This is a genomic window from Flavobacterium sp. TR2 (genome assembly GCF_025252405.1).
GTDB lineage: Bacteria > Bacteroidota > Bacteroidia > Flavobacteriales > Flavobacteriaceae > Flavobacterium.
The window spans coordinates 3,626,541-3,643,954 of sequence record NZ_CP104307.1; the positions used below are offsets into that span (position 1 = coordinate 3,626,541).

16 protein-coding genes are annotated in these 17,414 nt (G+C 34.4%); 5 read left to right on the forward strand and 11 right to left on the reverse strand.

From position 1 onward, the window contains the following. Positions 1-146 precede the first annotated feature (146 nt). Positions 147-1,715 carry a protein adenylyltransferase SelO gene (locus N4T20_RS15980; RefSeq protein ID WP_260670123.1) on the forward strand — a complete coding sequence of 523 codons (1,569 nt, stop codon included), beginning with the start codon at positions 147-149 and terminating at the stop codon, positions 1,713-1,715. A gap of 98 nt (positions 1,716-1,813) precedes the next feature. Here the strand turns inward: N4T20_RS15980 and N4T20_RS15985 are convergent, their stop codons facing one another. Together N4T20_RS15985 and N4T20_RS15990 are read right to left on the reverse strand one after the other, a co-directional pair. Further along, the gene (locus N4T20_RS15985) at positions 1,814-2,782 is read right to left on the reverse strand and encodes a YpdA family putative bacillithiol disulfide reductase (protein ID WP_260670124.1); all 969 of its coding nucleotides are present in this window, start codon (positions 2,780-2,782) and stop codon (positions 1,814-1,816) included. Position 2,783: 1 nt separating this feature from the next. Next, entirely contained in the window at positions 2,784-3,257 is a 474-nt protein-coding gene (locus N4T20_RS15990; protein ID WP_260670125.1) for a CYTH domain-containing protein, read from the reverse strand. 183 nt (positions 3,258-3,440) lie between these two features. Here N4T20_RS15990 and N4T20_RS15995 point away from each other — a divergent pair, with 183 nt between their 5' ends. Further along, positions 3,441-4,352 (forward strand): OmpA family protein, encoded by a 912-nt coding sequence (locus N4T20_RS15995; RefSeq protein ID WP_260670126.1) that lies wholly within the window; start codon positions 3,441-3,443, stop codon positions 4,350-4,352. Between the two features lie 18 nt (positions 4,353-4,370). After that, positions 4,371-4,916, forward strand: coding sequence for a hypothetical protein (locus tag N4T20_RS16000; protein WP_260670127.1), 546 nt, complete (start codon positions 4,371-4,373; stop codon positions 4,914-4,916). Between the two features lie 314 nt (positions 4,917-5,230). Here N4T20_RS16000 and N4T20_RS16005 read toward each other — a convergent pair whose 3' ends face one another. From N4T20_RS16005 to menD, 8 genes are all read right to left on the reverse strand, one after another. Next, a complete protein-coding gene (locus N4T20_RS16005; protein WP_260670128.1) occupies positions 5,231-6,265 on the reverse strand; it encodes an o-succinylbenzoate synthase in 1,035 nt (344 codons plus the stop codon). 106 nt (positions 6,266-6,371) lie between these two features. Continuing rightward, complete coding sequence (locus N4T20_RS16010) at positions 6,372-7,610, reverse strand: tetratricopeptide repeat protein (RefSeq protein WP_260670129.1); 1,239 nt, start codon at positions 7,608-7,610, stop codon at positions 6,372-6,374. 258 nt (positions 7,611-7,868) lie between these two features. Further along, positions 7,869-8,546, reverse strand: a complete 678-nt coding sequence (locus tag N4T20_RS16015) for a metal-dependent hydrolase (protein ID WP_260670130.1) — start codon at positions 8,544-8,546, stop codon at positions 7,869-7,871. Positions 8,547-8,579: 33 nt separating this feature from the next. After that, positions 8,580-9,542, reverse strand: a complete 963-nt coding sequence (gene menA / locus N4T20_RS16020) for a 1,4-dihydroxy-2-naphthoate octaprenyltransferase (protein WP_260670131.1) — start codon at positions 9,540-9,542, stop codon at positions 8,580-8,582. Between the two features lie 101 nt (positions 9,543-9,643). Continuing rightward, positions 9,644-10,477 carry a 1,4-dihydroxy-2-naphthoyl-CoA synthase gene (locus N4T20_RS16025; protein ID WP_111369033.1) on the reverse strand — a complete coding sequence of 278 codons (834 nt, stop codon included), beginning with the start codon at positions 10,475-10,477 and terminating at the stop codon, positions 9,644-9,646. A 749-nt stretch (positions 10,478-11,226) separates the two neighbouring features. Continuing rightward, complete coding sequence (locus tag N4T20_RS16030) at positions 11,227-12,078, reverse strand: S1 RNA-binding domain-containing protein (RefSeq protein WP_260670132.1); 852 nt, start codon at positions 12,076-12,078, stop codon at positions 11,227-11,229. Between the two features lie 171 nt (positions 12,079-12,249). Then, positions 12,250-12,591 (reverse strand): DUF2853 family protein, encoded by a 342-nt coding sequence (locus tag N4T20_RS16035; protein WP_260670133.1) that lies wholly within the window; start codon positions 12,589-12,591, stop codon positions 12,250-12,252. A gap of 91 nt (positions 12,592-12,682) precedes the next feature. Beyond that, positions 12,683-14,344, reverse strand: a complete 1,662-nt coding sequence (gene menD / locus N4T20_RS16040) for a 2-succinyl-5-enolpyruvyl-6-hydroxy-3-cyclohexene-1-carboxylic-acid synthase (RefSeq protein ID WP_260670134.1) — start codon at positions 14,342-14,344, stop codon at positions 12,683-12,685. A 177-nt stretch (positions 14,345-14,521) separates the two neighbouring features. On the opposite strand from menD, the gene N4T20_RS16045 reads away from it, so the two are divergent. Together N4T20_RS16045 and N4T20_RS16050 are read left to right on the forward strand one after the other, a co-directional pair. Then, positions 14,522-15,697, forward strand: a complete 1,176-nt coding sequence (locus N4T20_RS16045; RefSeq protein ID WP_260670135.1) for a thioredoxin fold domain-containing protein — start codon at positions 14,522-14,524, stop codon at positions 15,695-15,697. Positions 15,698-15,712: 15 nt separating this feature from the next. After that, positions 15,713-16,210: a GNAT family N-acetyltransferase gene (locus N4T20_RS16050; protein ID WP_260670136.1), complete on the forward strand. Its 498-nt coding sequence runs from the start codon at positions 15,713-15,715 to the stop codon at positions 16,208-16,210. A 135-nt stretch (positions 16,211-16,345) separates the two neighbouring features. On the opposite strand, the gene N4T20_RS16055 is transcribed toward N4T20_RS16050, so the two are convergent. Beyond that, positions 16,346-16,933 (reverse strand): glutathione peroxidase, encoded by a 588-nt coding sequence (locus N4T20_RS16055; RefSeq protein ID WP_260670137.1) that lies wholly within the window; start codon positions 16,931-16,933, stop codon positions 16,346-16,348. Positions 16,934-17,414: the final 481 nt, after the last annotated feature.

Below are 17,414 nucleotides of genomic sequence, written 5' to 3' on the forward strand. Positions count from 1 at the left end.
AAAAGATTCGAGGTTGAAATTATTAATCAATTAGCTTGTCACCCTGAGCGAAGTCGAAGAGAGTTCCAATTGGACTTGAGCTTCGACTTCGCTCAGCCTGACAAAGTTTAATCTTTGTAATCTATGGCAAAAAGAAAATCAACAAAATGAAAAATCTAAAAATAAATAATCGATTTACTGCCGAATTGCCAGCAGATTCAGATTTGACAAATGAAATTCGTCAGGTTAAAAACACGCTGTTCTCGTACGTAAATCCGACAAAACCCTCAAATCCGAAATTGATTCACGCTTCTGAGGAAGTTGCTGCATTGGTTGGAATTTCCAAGGAAGAAATACAATCAGAAGAATTTTTGAATGTTTTTTCCGGAAAAGAAATTCTTCCAGAAACTCAGCCGTATGCTATGTGCTACGCGGGACATCAGTTTGGAAATTGGGCAGGGCAATTGGGAGACGGCCGCGCAATCAATTTGGCAGAAGTTGAAAACAATAATCAATTTTATATACTACAGCTAAAAGGTGCTGGAAAAACTCCATACTCAAGAACTGCAGATGGTTTGGCTGTTTTGCGTTCTTCTATAAGAGAGTATTTATGCGCAGAGGCAATGCATTATCTAGGTGTACCCACTACCCGATCACTTTCGCTTGCTCTTTCTGGAGATCAGGTTTTAAGAGATATTTTGTATAACGGAAATCCTGCTTATGAAAAAGGTGCTGTGGTTTGCCGTGTGGCTCCTTCATTTATCCGTTTTGGAAGCTACGAAATGTTGACGGCCAGAAATGAGCTTAAAAACCTGAAACAATTTGTAGAATTTACAATTAAGCATTATTTTCCTGAAATTTCAGGAGAACCAAAAGAGCAGTACCTACAGTTCTTTCAGAAAGTTGCGGATACAACTCGTGAAATGATTTTGCATTGGCAGCGTGTCGGATTTGTTCATGGCGTAATGAATACCGATAATATGTCTATTCATGGAATTACGATAGATTACGGTCCGTATGGCTGGCTAGAAAACTACGATCCCGATTGGACTCCAAACACAACAGACAGTCAAAATAGAAGATATCGTTTCGGGAATCAGCCTCATGTGGCCCAATGGAATTTGTTCCAATTGGCAAATGCGCTTTATCCTTTAATCAATGAAGCTGCACCTTTAGAAAAAGTCTTAGATTCATTTATAATTGATTTCGACAATGATTATAAAATAGTGTTTTTAAGTAAATTAGGAATATTTACTTCAAGTGAAACTGACAATAAAATCATTAAAGGTTTAGAAGAAATTTTGCAGCTCTCAGAAACTGATATGACCATATTTTTTAGAAGTCTGAGCAAAATTAAAAAAGATGACTCTGTAGAACAAGCATTCGAAAAAATAGAATATGCATTCTACATTCCAGAAGAAATCAAAGAAAATATTCTGGATGCTTGGCAAAAATGGTTGAGTGTTTATTTGAAAAGATTAAATGCCGAATCGCTTTCTGATGAAGAACGCTCAGAAAAAATGAATCAAATTAATCCAAAATATGTATTGCGAAATTATATGGCACAATTAGCCATTGATGCAGCAGATAAAGAAGATTACTCTTTGGTAGACGAATTATTTCAGCTTTTAAAAAATCCGTATGACGAACAGCCAGAATCTGAAAAATGGTTTGCAAAACGTCCAGATTGGGCAAGAACAAAGGTTGGCTGTTCTATGCTTTCTTGCAGTTCTTAACTAATTAAAAGGTTCTCGACTCTGCTCTATTTATAGTTTTATCACATTGAGCAGAGTCGAAATGCTTTTTAGCGCCTAAAACAGTATTCGAAAAACTCTTATTTCGAACTTAAATAATCTACAATCATACTAGCATGAATTCTAGAGTTTTCAATAAACCATTTATGCGTCTGCATTCCTCCACACACAACACCTGCGAGAAATAAACCTTCCACATTGGTTTCCATTGTCTCAGGATTATAAACTGGAATTTTTAATTCATCATCAGAAAGCTGAATTCCGATTTTTTCTAGAAAATTCAAATCTGGTTTGTAGCCTGTTAATGCAAGCACAAAATCATTTTCTATTGTAATCTTTCCGTTTGGCGTTAGAATTTCTACTTCATCCTCGCGAATTTCGGTTATATTAGATTCAAAATACGCCTTAATGCTTCCTTCAGCAATACGGTTTTCAATATCAGGCTTTACCCAATATTTGACACGATTATTAATTTCGTTTTTACGGATTACCATTGTAACCTCTGCTCCTTTTCTCCAGCATTCCAAAGCCGCATCTACCGAAGAGTTGTTTGCTCCCACAACCAAAACTTTCCTAAAAGCATATTCGTGCGCTTCTTTGTAGTAATGGCGCACTTTTGAAAGATGTTCCCCAAAAACGTTCATTTCTATCGGAATGTCATAAAAGCCTGTTGCCATTATAACATTCTTTGATTCATACTTATGTTTATCGGTTGTGATCTTAAAAATATCTTGGTTCTTCAGTATATCAGTTACTTTTTCAAATAAATTAATATTGAATTTAAAATAACGATGAATATTTCGATAGTATTCTAGCGCTTCCTGCCTTCCAGGTTTGGGTGCCAAGCAGTTAAACGGAATTCCGCCAATTTCTAATCTTTCTGCGGTTGAGAAAAAGGTCATGTAAAGAGGATAATTAAAAATGCTGTTAACGATCGCTCCTTTTTCAATAATGAGATATTTTAATTTTTTCTTTTCAGCTTCTATTGCGCAGGCAAGTCCAATTGGTCCGCCACCCACAATAACAAGGTCGTATATTGATTCTGTCATTTTATTTTTGCCAGTCTTTATAAGGATTTTTGCTTAAATAAGCATTGTAATATCTTTCGTCGTTTGTTACTTCTTCTCCAAGCCATTCTGGTTTTTCAAAAACTTCATCTTCCGAATTTAACTCTATTTCAGCCATTACCAAGCCCTCATTTTCGCCATAAAATTCGTCAACCTCAAATACGTGCTCTCCATATTTTATTTCGTAGCGAGTTTTTTCAATTTTACCTTTTTCGCATAATTTTAATAGTTCCTGAGCTTCATCAAGCGGAATTTCATTCTCCCATTCAAAACGCGACATACCGCCGCTATGGCTTATTCCTTTTATCGTAATAAAGCCTTTGTGTCCTTTAATCCTAACCCTCACTGTGCGCTCAGGAGCAGAACTCAAGTAGCCTTGAGCAATCTTATTTTGAGCAAAGGCTTGCTTTTTGAAGCTGTCAGATTTTACAAGAAATTTTCTTTCTATTTCAACCATTTTAAATGTAGATTATTTTTTATGCAAGTTACTCATTTTAATCAAGCCTTTGAGCTTATAAAAAATGAAAAATAAGTTAATTTATTTTGTCTCAGTACAAATACGCAACATGAAAATAACTGATAATTAACACGTTAAGAATATTATTTTAAGTAAATTTGATAGAATCTTAATCCGTCACCTATGTCTAAAAAAGCACTTTATCTATTAGGCATTGCAATTACTATTGTTTTGGGTACATTTTTATATCTGAAATTTTGTTGCAACTGCTGCGAAAAAGCAATAACGGATGATACTCCTAAAACAGTTTCAGATACTGTCCAAGAGCCCAATTTTGTTCCGTTTGTATTAAATGGTTCGGGAATTGAATATCATACAAATGATAATCTCAAGTTCCTAAAAAACAGCGCGAAATTAATAATGCCTGTAAGTGATTCTGTAATAACTGGTATCGAAAAGTTACAAATGTTTTTGAAATCAAATCCGAAACAAAAAATAACCATAACCGGTTATGCCACTTCTGACGAAACAAATTCCACCACTTTTGAAAACCTTGGCCTTGCGAGGGCAAATGATGTAAGGAATTATTTTGTTTCAAAAGGACTTTCTGAAAATCAATTTAATACGAAAGGAGAAATTCTAGACAAATGGAAAATGAATGCAGACACACTTCTTGGACCTGCTAATTATTCGTTTGAAATTATTGACTCAACAGCTGTCACAAATAATGAATGGAGTGCATTAAAAGATAAAATAAATGCACAGCCATTGATTCTACATTTCAATACAAACCGATCTAGTCAGACCTTAAGCGATGCTGAGAAACAAAAAGTGGCCGATATTGCAAAATACACAGAAAATGTTAAGGATGCTGTTATTCTAGTAGTAGGACATTCTGACAATATTGGAAACCGCAGCTCGAATATTGCTTTAGCCCAAAAAAGAGCTGACTTTTCTAAAGATTATCTTTCTAAAAACGGAATTGATTCTGAGCGAATTGAAACGCAGTCGAAAGGTCCTGACGAGCCAATTGGTGACAATGGCACTGCAGAAGGAAAGGCAGAAAACAGAAGGACAGTAATTACCATTAAATAACAATCAAAATATACGATCATGAATATACCTTGTATCTTAATACCTGTGCTAGTGGGATTAATCTGCGGAATTTTAGGTTACTTACTAGGAAAAATGAATTCGAAAAATGATGATTCGCTTGCTGCGTCACTTCAAGCAGATTTGGACGCGTGCAAGGCCAATACAAAAAACTTGAATGCAAGAATTTCTACTCTTGAAGCAGATCTGGCTGCAAAAGCTAAATCTTCAGTCCAGTCATTTGCGGCAGCTGCTCCCATAACAATTCCTTTTGATGCGGCCTTAGCGGCAAATGTGTTGGGCAAAAAAATAAAAGAGAATGACTTAAAAATAGTTGAAGGAATCGGCCCTAAAATCGAAGCTTTGTTTAATGCTGCAGGAATCAATACTTGGTATGATCTTTCTCAAGCTTCTACAGAAAAATTACAGTCTATTTTGGATGCAGGAGGAGAAAATTATGCCATGCATAATCCGAGTACATGGGCAAGACAAGCATTAATGGCTTATCAAGGAAAATGGCAAGATTTGAAAGAGTGGCAAGATAGCCTTTTGGGCGGAAAAGAGTGAAAAAAGGTTCTGAGGTTTAAAGGTGCAAAGGGACAGAGTTTTTTCTGCTTTAAAAAGGTTCAGAGGTTCAGAGGCGCAAAGGGACAGAGGTTTTCTTACTTTGTGTTTTCCATCTTTGAGCCTTGCTGCTTTAAAAAAGGTTCAGAGGTTCAGAGGTGCAAAGGGACAGAGGTTTTCTACATTGTGTTTTGCATCTTTGAGCCTTTGCAACTTTGCACCTTTGAGCCTCTACTACTTTGAACCTTTGCATCTCTGAACCTTTGCACCTTTGTACCTTTGTACCTTTGTACCTTTGTACCTTTGAACCTTTGTCACTAAAAAAAAGTACTCCATTCCATTTTAGGATTATACCATAGTTTTCCATTTTTAACTTCTAATGGACAATCTATATTATTAGCATATAAAGCTCCTGTTCCTAAACCTTGAGGCATATCTGAGTTTAATGTAAAGGTCCATTGGGCTATCGCATTCAACCCGATATTGCTTTCTAATGCCGAAGTAATCCACCAGCCGATATTGTATTTTTCTGCAAGAGTGATCCATTCTTGCGTGCCGCGGAAACCGCCAATGAAACTTGGCTTTAAAATGATGTATTGAGGCTTTATATTCTGCAGCAGTTTTTCTTTTTCTTCAAATGAAAATACGCCTATAAGCTCTTCATCTAAAGCAATCGGAAAAGGCGTTTGTTTACAAAGTTCAGCCATTTCTAAAACTTGGCCTTTTTTAATAGGCTGCTCGATGCTATGAAGCTGAAATTGATTTAATTGATTTAATTTATCTAAAGCTTCCATCGAAGAAAAAGCGCCATTGGCATCCACTCTGATTTCTATTTCTTCTGGAGAAAAATGACTTCTAATGAATTGCAGCAGTTCCAGTTCTTTATTAAAATCAATCGCTCCAATTTTAAGTTTGATACAGCTAAAACCATCAGCCAATTTTTCTTCTATCTGCTGCTTCATAAAAGCAGATTCACCCATCCAAACTAATCCATTTATGGCAATTGAACTTGAACTTCTGGTAAAATTAGACGGAAATAAGAGATATGGATTTTCACTTTTCAATGACAAAAAAGCCATTTCGATTCCGAATTGTATAGAAGGAAATTCTAATAATTGGTTCCAAAGAGCTGTTTCTTCTAAATGAATATTATCGCAAGCCCATTTTAGTTTTTCTTCGTAATCTGTACGATCGTCTGCACTTAATCCACGCAATATACCGCACTCTCCTATTCCTTTTTTGCCGTTTTCTTCCAGAACAATAAACCAAGTCTCTTTCTCGGTCATAATTCCTCGGGAAGTTCCAGACGGACGTTTAAATTCTAGAAGGTATTTATGATAAGATGCTTTCATTTCTTTAAGGTGCTAAGATGCTAAGTTCTGAGATACTGAGTTAAAAAAGTATGCTTTAAAAAGCATCTCACATTTAAGCAACTTAGTATCTCAGCAGCTTAGAAACTTAATTATATAATTTTAAGATTTTTTCAAAATCTTTTGAAGGCAAACCTGCTTTTTCAAAAGTTTGAAAATCAAGTTTTGTTTTTGCAATCCAACTTAAACTGTCCGTTACATTTTGAGTCTGATACTTTTTGTAAATCGCTTTGGCTGCGCTGTAGTCGTCGTTTACCAAATAAGTATGAGCCAAATTTAATTTGATCAATAATTCTGTATCATCCAGCTTTTCGCCTTCTTGAAGTGCTTTTAATGCTTTTGCGTATTGTTTGGTCAAAATATAGCAATATCCCAACGAACTGTAATCTAACGCTGTAGCTTTGCCTTCATTTACAATTGTATTTAATTTTGGAATTGCCTCGTTGTATTTTTGAGCTTTGATTAAAGAAGCCACTTGGACTCTTAAATCGTTAAATACATTTTTAGAAATATCAGCATCTCTGTAACAGCTGTTTCCAAAATCTTTATACACTTTTGTTTTTTCGACAGCCAACAATTTTTGAAACTCATCATAACGATATTGTTTCATGATTTTGTTGAGAATGCAAACGCAAAAATCATCTGAATTAGCCATTTTTTGTGCCATTGTAGAAGTTTTGCACAAGCTAATAATTTCGTTTTTGTTGTCCTGATTCCATCCGCGGTTGAGTTTTGCATCTACCCACGGCACTACTTCTAGAACTACTTTTTGGCTTAGTAGCCAGTTTTTGCTTTCGAAACCAAACCAAATCGTACTGATGTTTTCTTTTAAGCAAGATGATTTATTGACAGACAGTCGTTTGGCATCTTTGCTAACAGGCTCTGCCTGAGAATAACAGGCTTTATCAATTTTACCGTCTGCTACATACTTTTTTGCATTTTCATTTGAGGTAAAAATCGAATACGTGCATTCGTCATCGCCCGAGATTTTTGACATTAAGAATACAGCTCCTGCCGAACCTTGGCTAATGCCTGTTGGATCTGGAATTGCTTTTAATAAAGAGACCAAGCTATTGGCCATTTCTTGATTTTTGTCTAAAAGTGTGATTCTATATACAATTTCTGTGGTTCCAACGGGTAAATCTTCTGTTGGTATAGAAATCCTATCACGTGCCGGAACCATAATTTCTTTGGTTGTAGCCCGTTCTTTGTCCCAATAACCGTCTTTTTGAGCAAAAGCGTTACCTGAAACCGCGATAAATAGTAAAAGAATGATTTGTTTGAAAGTTGTATTTTGTGATGATGCTTTAATTGCCACAGATTTCACAGATTAAAATGATTTTTATTTTAAAAAACTTTAATTCAATTAACATAGATTATGCCAAATAACTTTCTTATGGAATTGAGTGCCCTAGCCCCGATTACTTCACTAAACTTTTATTTTAATTGGAGTTCAGTGAACTTCGTTTGAGGCGGTATCTCCCGATTTAGAAAAACAAGGCTTTTTCAGCCGTAGTTTTTGTTAATCGGGAATTTAGCCGAAAGCGGGATTAGCTCCTTCCATCGACTCCGCTCAGGATGACAATTATAATTCAATAGAATCTCCGATTGGTAAAAGCATTAAATCTTTTCCTTTATCGAAAAATTTACGAATTGCTTCTTCATGATTGATTTCGATATAGCCAAAAGTATCATAGTGGTATCCAAGTACTTTGTCGCATTCTACAAAATCTGAAGCAATAATAGCGTCTTCAACATCCATGGTAAAGTTGTTTCCGATTGGGAGAATTACCAAATCCAGTTTTGTGCGAAGCGGAATTAGTTTCATATCATATGTCAATGCAGTATCTCCAGCGATGTAGATGTTTTTGTGTTCGCCTTCAATAACAAAACCTCCAGGATTTCCTCCGTACGCACCGTCAGGAAAACTGCTTGAATGGATTGCGTTTACATATTTCACTTTCCCGAAATCAAATTTCCAGCTTCCGCCATGATTCATAGGGTGCGAATTGAATCCTTTTTTTGCATAGTAGCTAGCAATTTCGGCGTTAGAAACGATAACAGCATTTGTATTTTTGGCAATAGCTTCAACGTCCAACACGTGATCTGCGTGCGCATGAGTCAGCAAAATATAATCGGCTTTTATGGTGCTAAGATTGATTGATGCCGCTTGTGGGTTTCCGGTAATAAATGGATCCACAATAATGTGTTTTCCTCCTACTTCAATTCCTAATGAAGCGTGTCCGTAGTATGTAATTTTCATTTTGTTACCTTTTTAAAATTAAACATTTGTTTTTTATCTTCCTCCTAAAAAGAGGTTTACAATAATATCTGAAATCAGTGAAATCATACACACTGTAAGCAATATAGAAAGCAAGAATGTGCTCAGTGCCAGTTTTTTCAATTCTGGGTCTAATAATTTTGGATCTTGATTTTTGTAAACCGTAATCAAGTGTTTTGTCAACGGAATATAAGCCAGTACAAATAAGTATTGATCAAAGTTATAATCGCTCAAAACAGCAAATGCAACTACTAAAACCATCGCAGTAATGATTAGGAAAAAGTGATAATTTTTAGCTTTTTTAGCTCCAATCTGCACTACGATCGTATTTTTTCCTGATTTTTTATCTGATTCCTGATCGCGCATATTGTTTAGGTTTAAAACGCCAACGCTCAATAATCCGATTGCTACGGCTGGAAGAATTAAAAGCGGATCAACTTCTTTTGCGTACAAAAAGTTAACGCCCAAAGTGCTCACCAATCCGAAGAAAATAAAAACAAATAAATCTCCAAATCCTCTGTAACCATAAGCAGAATTACCAACGGTGTAGCGAATTGCAGAGATAATAGCAGCGATTCCTAACAGCAGAAAAAAGATGGAATACCCGAAATTGTCTTTCCCAAAAGCAAAATAAATCAATATTATTGCAGACAGCAACGTAAGGAATGAAGTGATAATAATGGCTTTTTTCATTGCCTGAGGCGTAATAACGCCACTCTGAATAGCACGCTGAGGCCCAACACGGTCTGCATTATCCGTTCCTTTTACTCCATCTCCATAATCGTTTGCAAAATTGGATAAAACCTGTAATCCTAACGTTGTCAATAAAGCAAAACCAAAAACCTTCCAGCTGAATACTTCGGTTGGGGTATTAATAGTTTCTGTTGGATTTGACAAAGCATAAATGCTTCCAACTATAATTCCGGAAACGGATAAAGGTAATGTGCGCAGTCTTGCGGCTTCAATCCAATGTTTCATGTTTTAATTTTAGATTTTAGAATATAGATTTTAGATTATTATATTCTGATTTGAAATTATAGACTGAAAATCTAGAATCTAAAATCAGAAATCTAAAATTATTAAGGAATCCACTTGTTTTCTCCAAAGTTTGGTTTTCTCTTTTCTAAGAAAGCATTTCTTCCTTCTTTTGCTTCTTCGGTCATATAAGCTAAACGGGTTGCTTCGCCTGCAAAAACTTGCTGTCCGACCATTCCGTCATCTGTTAAGTTCATTGCAAATTTCAGCATTTTAATAGATGTTGGCGATTTTTGAAGAATTTCCTGCGCCCATTCGTACGCCGTAGCTTCAAGTTCGTCATGAGGAATTACGGCATTTACCATTCCCATTTCAAAAGCTTCTTGAGCAGAGTAGTTACGTCCTAAAAAGAAAATTTCACGCGCTTTTTTCTGTCCTACCATTTTAGCCAAATATGCTGATCCGTAACCGCCGTCAAAACTAGTTACGTCTGCATCTGTCTGCTTAAAAATAGCGTGTTCTTTACTAGCAAGCGTCATATCGCAAACTACGTGCAAACTATGTCCGCCTCCTACAGCCCAACCTGGAACAACTGCAATAACCACTTTAGGCATGAAGCGAATTAAACGCTGCACTTCTAAAATATTTAAACGGTGCTGCCCATCGTCTCCTACATATCCTTGATGTCCGCGTGCATTCTGATCTCCTCCGCTGCAGAAAGAATACACTCCGTCTTTTGTTGAAGGCCCTTCTGCAGAAAGCAAAACAACTCCAATCGAAGTGTCTTCCTGCGCATCGTAAAAAGCTTGGTATAATTCTGAAGTTGTTTTAGGGCGGAATGCGTTTCTTACATTTGGTCTGTTAAAAGCTATTCTTGCTACTCCATTGCATTTTTTATAAGTTATATCTTCAAATTCTCTGGCTGTAATCCAATCCATTTTGATTTTTTGTTTAAATAATTATACGGTAAAAATAAAGCATTTTTACTAGTTTACCTACTCAATCTGTCTTAAGTCTTTGCTAAATTGGCCTGCAATGTTAACAATTGGTATTTACTTACAAAAAATAACATTTTTTAACATTAGTTTAGAAAAATAATAATTAATTTTACAGCCTAGAAATCAATGAGATACAAAATATTTCAAAGATTTCAGATTGATTTTCTTTCACTGATTTATTAACCTAAAAAATGATTTTTTTGAGAAAATTTAAAAAATTTGTCGCTCATTTTTTTAGGGTTTTTAGTTACAAACCTCAATTAAAAGAGCAAATGATTTATGTGTTTGTCGAAACTTCAAAAACAAAAAAGTAACACCTAAGGTTAAATGTTAGAATTGTTATATAATTAGTATAGGAATGATAACGAAAAGAGGAAAAAGTACTAATTCACACTTTCTAAAAGTTATTTTATAAAACCAATGGATGAGCCGTGAAATTGTTTTTTTGCTTTTAAGATAGGTGCATCAATTATTTAAAAGACATACCATCAATGGGATAATTTCTAAAATACGTAAAGCTATTGTTCTGAGATGGATTCGAATTATTTTATTTCTGTTTTTTTTTAATTACAATTTTTTTTAAAACTGAATAAAAAGCGAAAGGCTGCTTGTAATGAGCAGCCTTTTGTGGTTTTATAACTTTACGGTTTTCCAAATTCCAATGGATTGCATTAAATCAATCTTGGCATTTATTTCACCAAATAAATCCCGTCTTCTTTTATTTCAATCAGTTTTTCTTTATACAAAGCTCCGATTGCTTTTTTAAATGATTTTTTACTCATTTTTAAAACCGTTTTAATGTCTTCAGGATGAGAATTATCATTTAATCTAAGAAAACCTCTGCTGGCTCTCAGTTCGCTTAATATTTTTTCGGCATTTGGCTCAATGCTTTCAAAACCTTGTGCCTGAAGCGCTACATCAATTTTATTGTCAGGACGAATATTTTTGATATAGCCGCGCATTCTATCTCCCGTTCTTATCGAATCATCGTAAACTTCATCTTTGTACAAAAGTCCTTTGTGACGCTCGTTTATGATAACATTGATTCCCATATCAGTAATATGCGAAACAATTAAATCTACTTCTTCGCCTTTTTCAACTGTCAATTGATCGTTGCTTAAGAATTGATTGGTCTTGCTTGAAGCGACCAAACGATTCGTTTGTTTATCCATATACAGATAAACCAAGTAGCGTTTTCCTTTTTCCATTGGACGCGCCTGCTCTTTAAACGGAACAAGAATATCTTTTTCCATTCCCCAATCCATAAATGCGCCGACATTGTTGATATAATTTACTCTCAAAAGTGCAAATTCATTCAATAAAATATACGGTACCAAAGTAGTTGCAACTGGTCGCTGTTCGTGGTCTAAGTACACAAAAACAATTAATTCTTCACCAATTTCAAATACTTTTGGCACATATTTATTGGGAAGCAAGACATCGTGAACACCATCTGGATCATTTTCAGGGTCTCCTAAAAACAAACCAACTTTAGTATCACGCAATATAGTTAAGGTATTGTATTTTCCTATTTCTAACATTTTTATAAATTTCTAAGCAGTAAGACTGCTAAGTTTCTGAGGCGCAAAGGTACGAAGTTTGACACGGTAGAAAGAAATTAATTGTAACAAAACTTAAGTTGCCTACAAAAAATAGAAAATCCCTTTATAACAGATGCCATAAAGGGATTTCAAATTATATTATAATGTCAATTAATTAAAGACGCTTTCTTTTTTAAAGTGTACAGTCAATAAATAATATACAACAGCTCTAAATTTTTGCTTATTTGATTTTCCGTACTTTTCCATCACAGCATTAATTCCTTCTTCTAAATCTGGTCCATCTGTTAAGCCTAATTTCTTAATTAAAAAATTATTTTTTACAGTATCTAATTCCGATTGCTGCGAAGAAGCTACCGTAGAAGCGTCATCATTGTAAATTGACGGCCCGCAAGCTATTGTAACTTTTGTTAGCAAATCTGCATCGGCTGTAATTCCGCACTTTTCTTTTAGATCAGCTGTATACTTTTCAATTAAATCTTCTCTTCTGCTCATAACTATATAATTAATTTGGTGAATAATAGACCAAAGTTATAGCTAAAGCAGTAACAAAAACAATATTTTTAACAAATATTTTCTTTCAATTTTAAACTAAGTATTTGAAGTATTGTTTTAGAATAAGATCATTCTCTGTCGTTGGCGTAAAAATCTCTAAAATACACGGAACATCATCAGAGCTGTATAATGACTGTATTGCGTTTTCTAATGAATCAATGTCTTTAGCCGTAAAATAATTCATCTGATACATCTTAGCCAAATGTTCTGCAGTCAGTTTATGAGAAGTTTCAAAGTAAGTATTGAAAACCGGTTTTTCCTGATGTCCAGGAAGAATTCTAAAGATTCCTCCTCCTCCATTATTAATTAAAATGATTTTAAAGTTTTTAGGAATATAAGAATTCCATAAAGCATTGCTGTCGTATAAAAAGCTGATGTCTCCCGTTACAAAAACAGTTTGTTTTTCGTTTCCTACTGCTGCGCCAATTGCTGTAGAAGTGCTTCCGTCGATTCCGCTAGTTCCTCGATTGCAAAAAACTTCAATCGATTGATCAATATCGATTAATTGCGCATAGCGAATAGCAGAACTGTTGCTAATTTGCAGCATACTATTTTTAGGAAGCGATTCAATTACTTTTTCAAAAACTTTAAAATCCGAAAATTCAATCTGGCGCAAATATTCTTTCCTTTTAGCAAGTCTCGTTTTGTAAATGGAATCGATGTTTTTGTAATAATTGCTTTTAACTAAAGAAGTTTTAGCAAGCAAGTCTTTAAAGAAATCATTTGGCTTCATTTCAAAATGTTTGGTCAATGCGCCAAATGTGTCATATGCACGCAAAGTGTCAATATGCCAATGGTGTTTGGGTTTGTATTTTCGTAAAAATCCTTTAATTCTTTTTGAAACTACCATTCCGCCAAAGGTTATCAAAACCTCTGGATTAAACTCTTTAAAATCAGAATCATCAAATGGTGTAATTAAAGTATCTATCGAATTGATAAAACTCTCATGATGAAGATTGGAAGTAGTTTCTGTAAGCACTACAACTGACGGATCTGAAGCTAAATTTTCTATAACTTCCTGATCGATACTGTTGGCCTCATTTACTCCTACTAAAACTAATTTTCGTTTTGCGCTATTCCAAACAGAAACAATTTCATCGCTGTTTTCTATTGTTTTAGAATTGTTTCCCTCTTCTAAATGAGTGATTTTTGGCTGTATAGAAAGTTCTTCTGTCGTTTCATAAAGCGGTTCTTCAAAAGGCGCATTGATATGGACAGGGCCTTTTTTTAGAATAGCAGTTTCAATTGCCAGGTTGATTTTTATATCATTTTCTTCTGAGGCTTCTTCGGTTAAATTGGCATTGAAAACAGAATGATTAGCAAAAACATTTTCTTGGCGAATCGTCTGTCCGTCACCAATATCAATTTTGCTTTGCGGGCGGTCAGCCGAAATTACAATCAATGGGATCTGACTGTAGAATGCTTCTGCAAGAGCAGGGTAATAATTTAATAAAGCTGATCCTGAAGTACAGACTATGGCGGTCGGCTGTTTGGTCTGCTGTGCAATTCCTAAAGCAAAAAAAGCTGCACAACGTTCGTCTGCAATACTGTAACAGGTAAAATTTGGATTTTGAGCAAAACCGATAGTTAACGGTGCATTTCTAGATCCTGGAGAAATTATAATATTAACAATGCCTTTGGCAGATAAAATTTCGATAATGCTTTGTGCAAGCGCTATTTTGGGGTAAATCATTCCGGTCGTATATTACTTTTTTTAAAGAAAATCTTCTATTTGATTTTTCTTCATCTTGCTTACAAAGTTACAAAGTTCACACTTGATTTATATTATAATTAGGAATATATTAAGGCTCTTTCTCGAAAAAGGGAATATATTTGTAAAATCGAATAATTAATAAAAGCCTGACCTGATATGCGTTTCCTATTTATACTTTTTTTATCTGTTGCTTTCCAAACCGTAACTTCTCAGAATCAATTTGTTCCTGTTGATATTCCGTACAAAACAGCTTTAGAAAATGCAAAAAAAGAAGGAAAACCGCTTTTTATTATGCTTTATGCAGATTGGTGTCCGCATTGCCATTTAATGAAAACAGAAGTTTTGAGTGATTCTGCTGTTATGGACTTTTTGAACAAAAATTTTGTCTGCACTTATAAAAATATCGAAAAAGAAGAAGGAATTGCTTTAAAAAACAAATTCAACACCAAATCGCTTCCTACTTTTTTATTTTTGGACAATAATGAAACTTTGGTTTATGCATTGAAAGGTGAAATGAAAAAGCCTGAATTCTTAAACGAGCTTAATAATTCGTTGAATCCTAAATTGCAATTGCCTTATCTAGAAAAACAGTTTCTTGATGATCCGAGCAATTCAGACAAGTTTTTTAGCTATTTAAATACATTAAAAAAAGGAAAAGACAGAACAGAATTGTCTGTACCAACGCATACTTATCTAAACACTCAATCTGATAAGCAATTGGTCAGTGAATTGAACTGGCGCGTTATTGCAAACGGAGTCACCGATATTAAGTCTAGGGAGTTTCAATATGTTTTGAATCACCAGAAAGAGTTTGCCGCTGTTGCTTCTCAAAATAGAATTGACCGTAAAATTGAAAGCATCGTAAACGAGCTGCTACGTCCTTTGGTTGACAATTTAGATACTGTAAATTATTACAAACAGAGAGAAGTGGCCAAATCTATCCGATTGCAAAAGACCGATTCTTTGGTTTTCAAGTACGATTTGACATTGGCTGAAAGAACTGAAAAATGGAACTTCTATAAAAAAGTTACACTAGAGGATACGCAGAAATTGGTTTGGAATGATGCCAGTTTTTTAAAAGATATCGGAAATACGTATTTCAAACATATTAAAGATGTTGAAAGTTTGAAGAAAGCTATTTTCTGGGTAAACCGTTCTTTAGAATTAAATGATTCGTATGATGGCAATTTGCTTGAAGCCAAACTCTACAATAAAATAAAGGATAAAAAGAAAGCTTTAGAATATGCTAAAAATGCCAAAGCCATAGCAAAGGAAATGGATTGGAATTCTAAGGAAGTGGATACTTTATTAGCTGAACTGAATACTAAATAATCTGTATAATTATCAATGAGCGTTATTTTAAGACCTGCAGCGGCAAGCGATTTGCAAAAAATTCTAGAAATTGTAAATCATTCTATTTTACATACTACGGCCAATTACAGTTACGAAATCCAGACTTTGGAAGTTCAGACTAAATGGTTTGAAGATAAAATGGCTAAAAACCTTCCTGTAATTGTGGCCGATTTAGATGGCGAAGTGGTTGGTTTTGGAAGTTATGGGCAGTTTAGAGAAAAGATAGGCTATCAATATACCGTAGAACATTCTGTTTATGTGATGGATAACATCATTGGGAAAGGAATTGGGTCTAAGCTTTTAACAGAGTTAATTCGTTTGGCTAAAGAACAAGGATATCACGTTATGATTGGCGCCATTGATGCTGATAATGCAGGAAGTATTGCTTTTCATGAAAAATTCGGATTTGTGGCTACGGGAACTATCCGAGAAGTAGGCTATAAATTTGACCATTGGTTAGATCTGGTTTTTATGCAGCTGATTCTGGTTTAACCGCAAAGCACACTAAACATTACGGAAGTGACGCAAAGTATTTAAAAAACTCTGTTCCTTTGCTTCTTTGCAACTTTGAAACTCAAAAAAAAACTCAAATTTGAATATTCAAATTTGAGTTTTTTTTTAAAAGTATTAACTTTTAATCCAATTGATTACTTCTGGATCTGTAGGTAACGTTTTTGGCTTGATTACTTTAACCAATTCACCTTTTTCATTGATTAGATATTTTTGAAAATTCCACTCTACTTCAGAATCTTGCAAGCCGTTTCTTGATTTTTCGGTTAAGAATTTATAGACCTCGCACATATCGCTTCCTTTTACAGAAACTTTACTCATCATAGGAAAAGAAACTCCATAGTTTTGCTGGCAGAATGTTTCGATCTCTTTATTTGTTCCCGGTTCTTGAGAGGCAAAATTATTTGCAGGGAAACCAACAATTACAAAGCCTTTATCTTTATACTCTTTGTAAATCGCTTCTAAATCTTTATACTGCGGAGTTAAACCACATTTTGAAGCAGTATTGACAATCATAATTTTTTTGCCTTTCAAAGATGCAAAATCAAAAGTGTCTCCCGATAGATCTTCTACTTTAAATTGATAAATTGTTTCTTTTGCCATGGCTTTATCTTTTTTAGATAATTTGTTTGTACTGGTTTGAGCATTTAACCCCGTCGCAGACAATGTTAATGCTCCAAATAGCATAAAAAGTATTTTTTTCATCTTTTAATTTTTTATAAAATTAGCTAAAATCCATTTCACAAGAATGATTTTGGGTCTTTAATTTTTGCCAATCAAAAGTTAAATATATAAATGAAGCCTAACGTTAATCAGACGTTAGGCTTCCCCCCATACAAACAAATCAAACCATGAATTAATTATTATGCAATCTTTTATAAGTTATAGTTGATGTCTCGGTTTTACTGAAAATTTGTTTAACCCCCATATGTCAAACGTCTTTCAAAAATCTTTAAAATGGCTTGTATTGATGTAAAATTAAATCCTAAAATATCCGAGACATATTAAAAAAATCGTCAGTCTGGAAGTCCGAGCACATCAACTATTAAATGTTTTTTTCTTTAATTGCCAGAATTCGTAATTGTCCGTTCTGACAAAACATCTTTTAAAAAATCTTTATCAGTAAAAAGAGCTAATGACAAAACTGTTGTTAATCCAACTATTAATATTTTGACTATTATTTTGC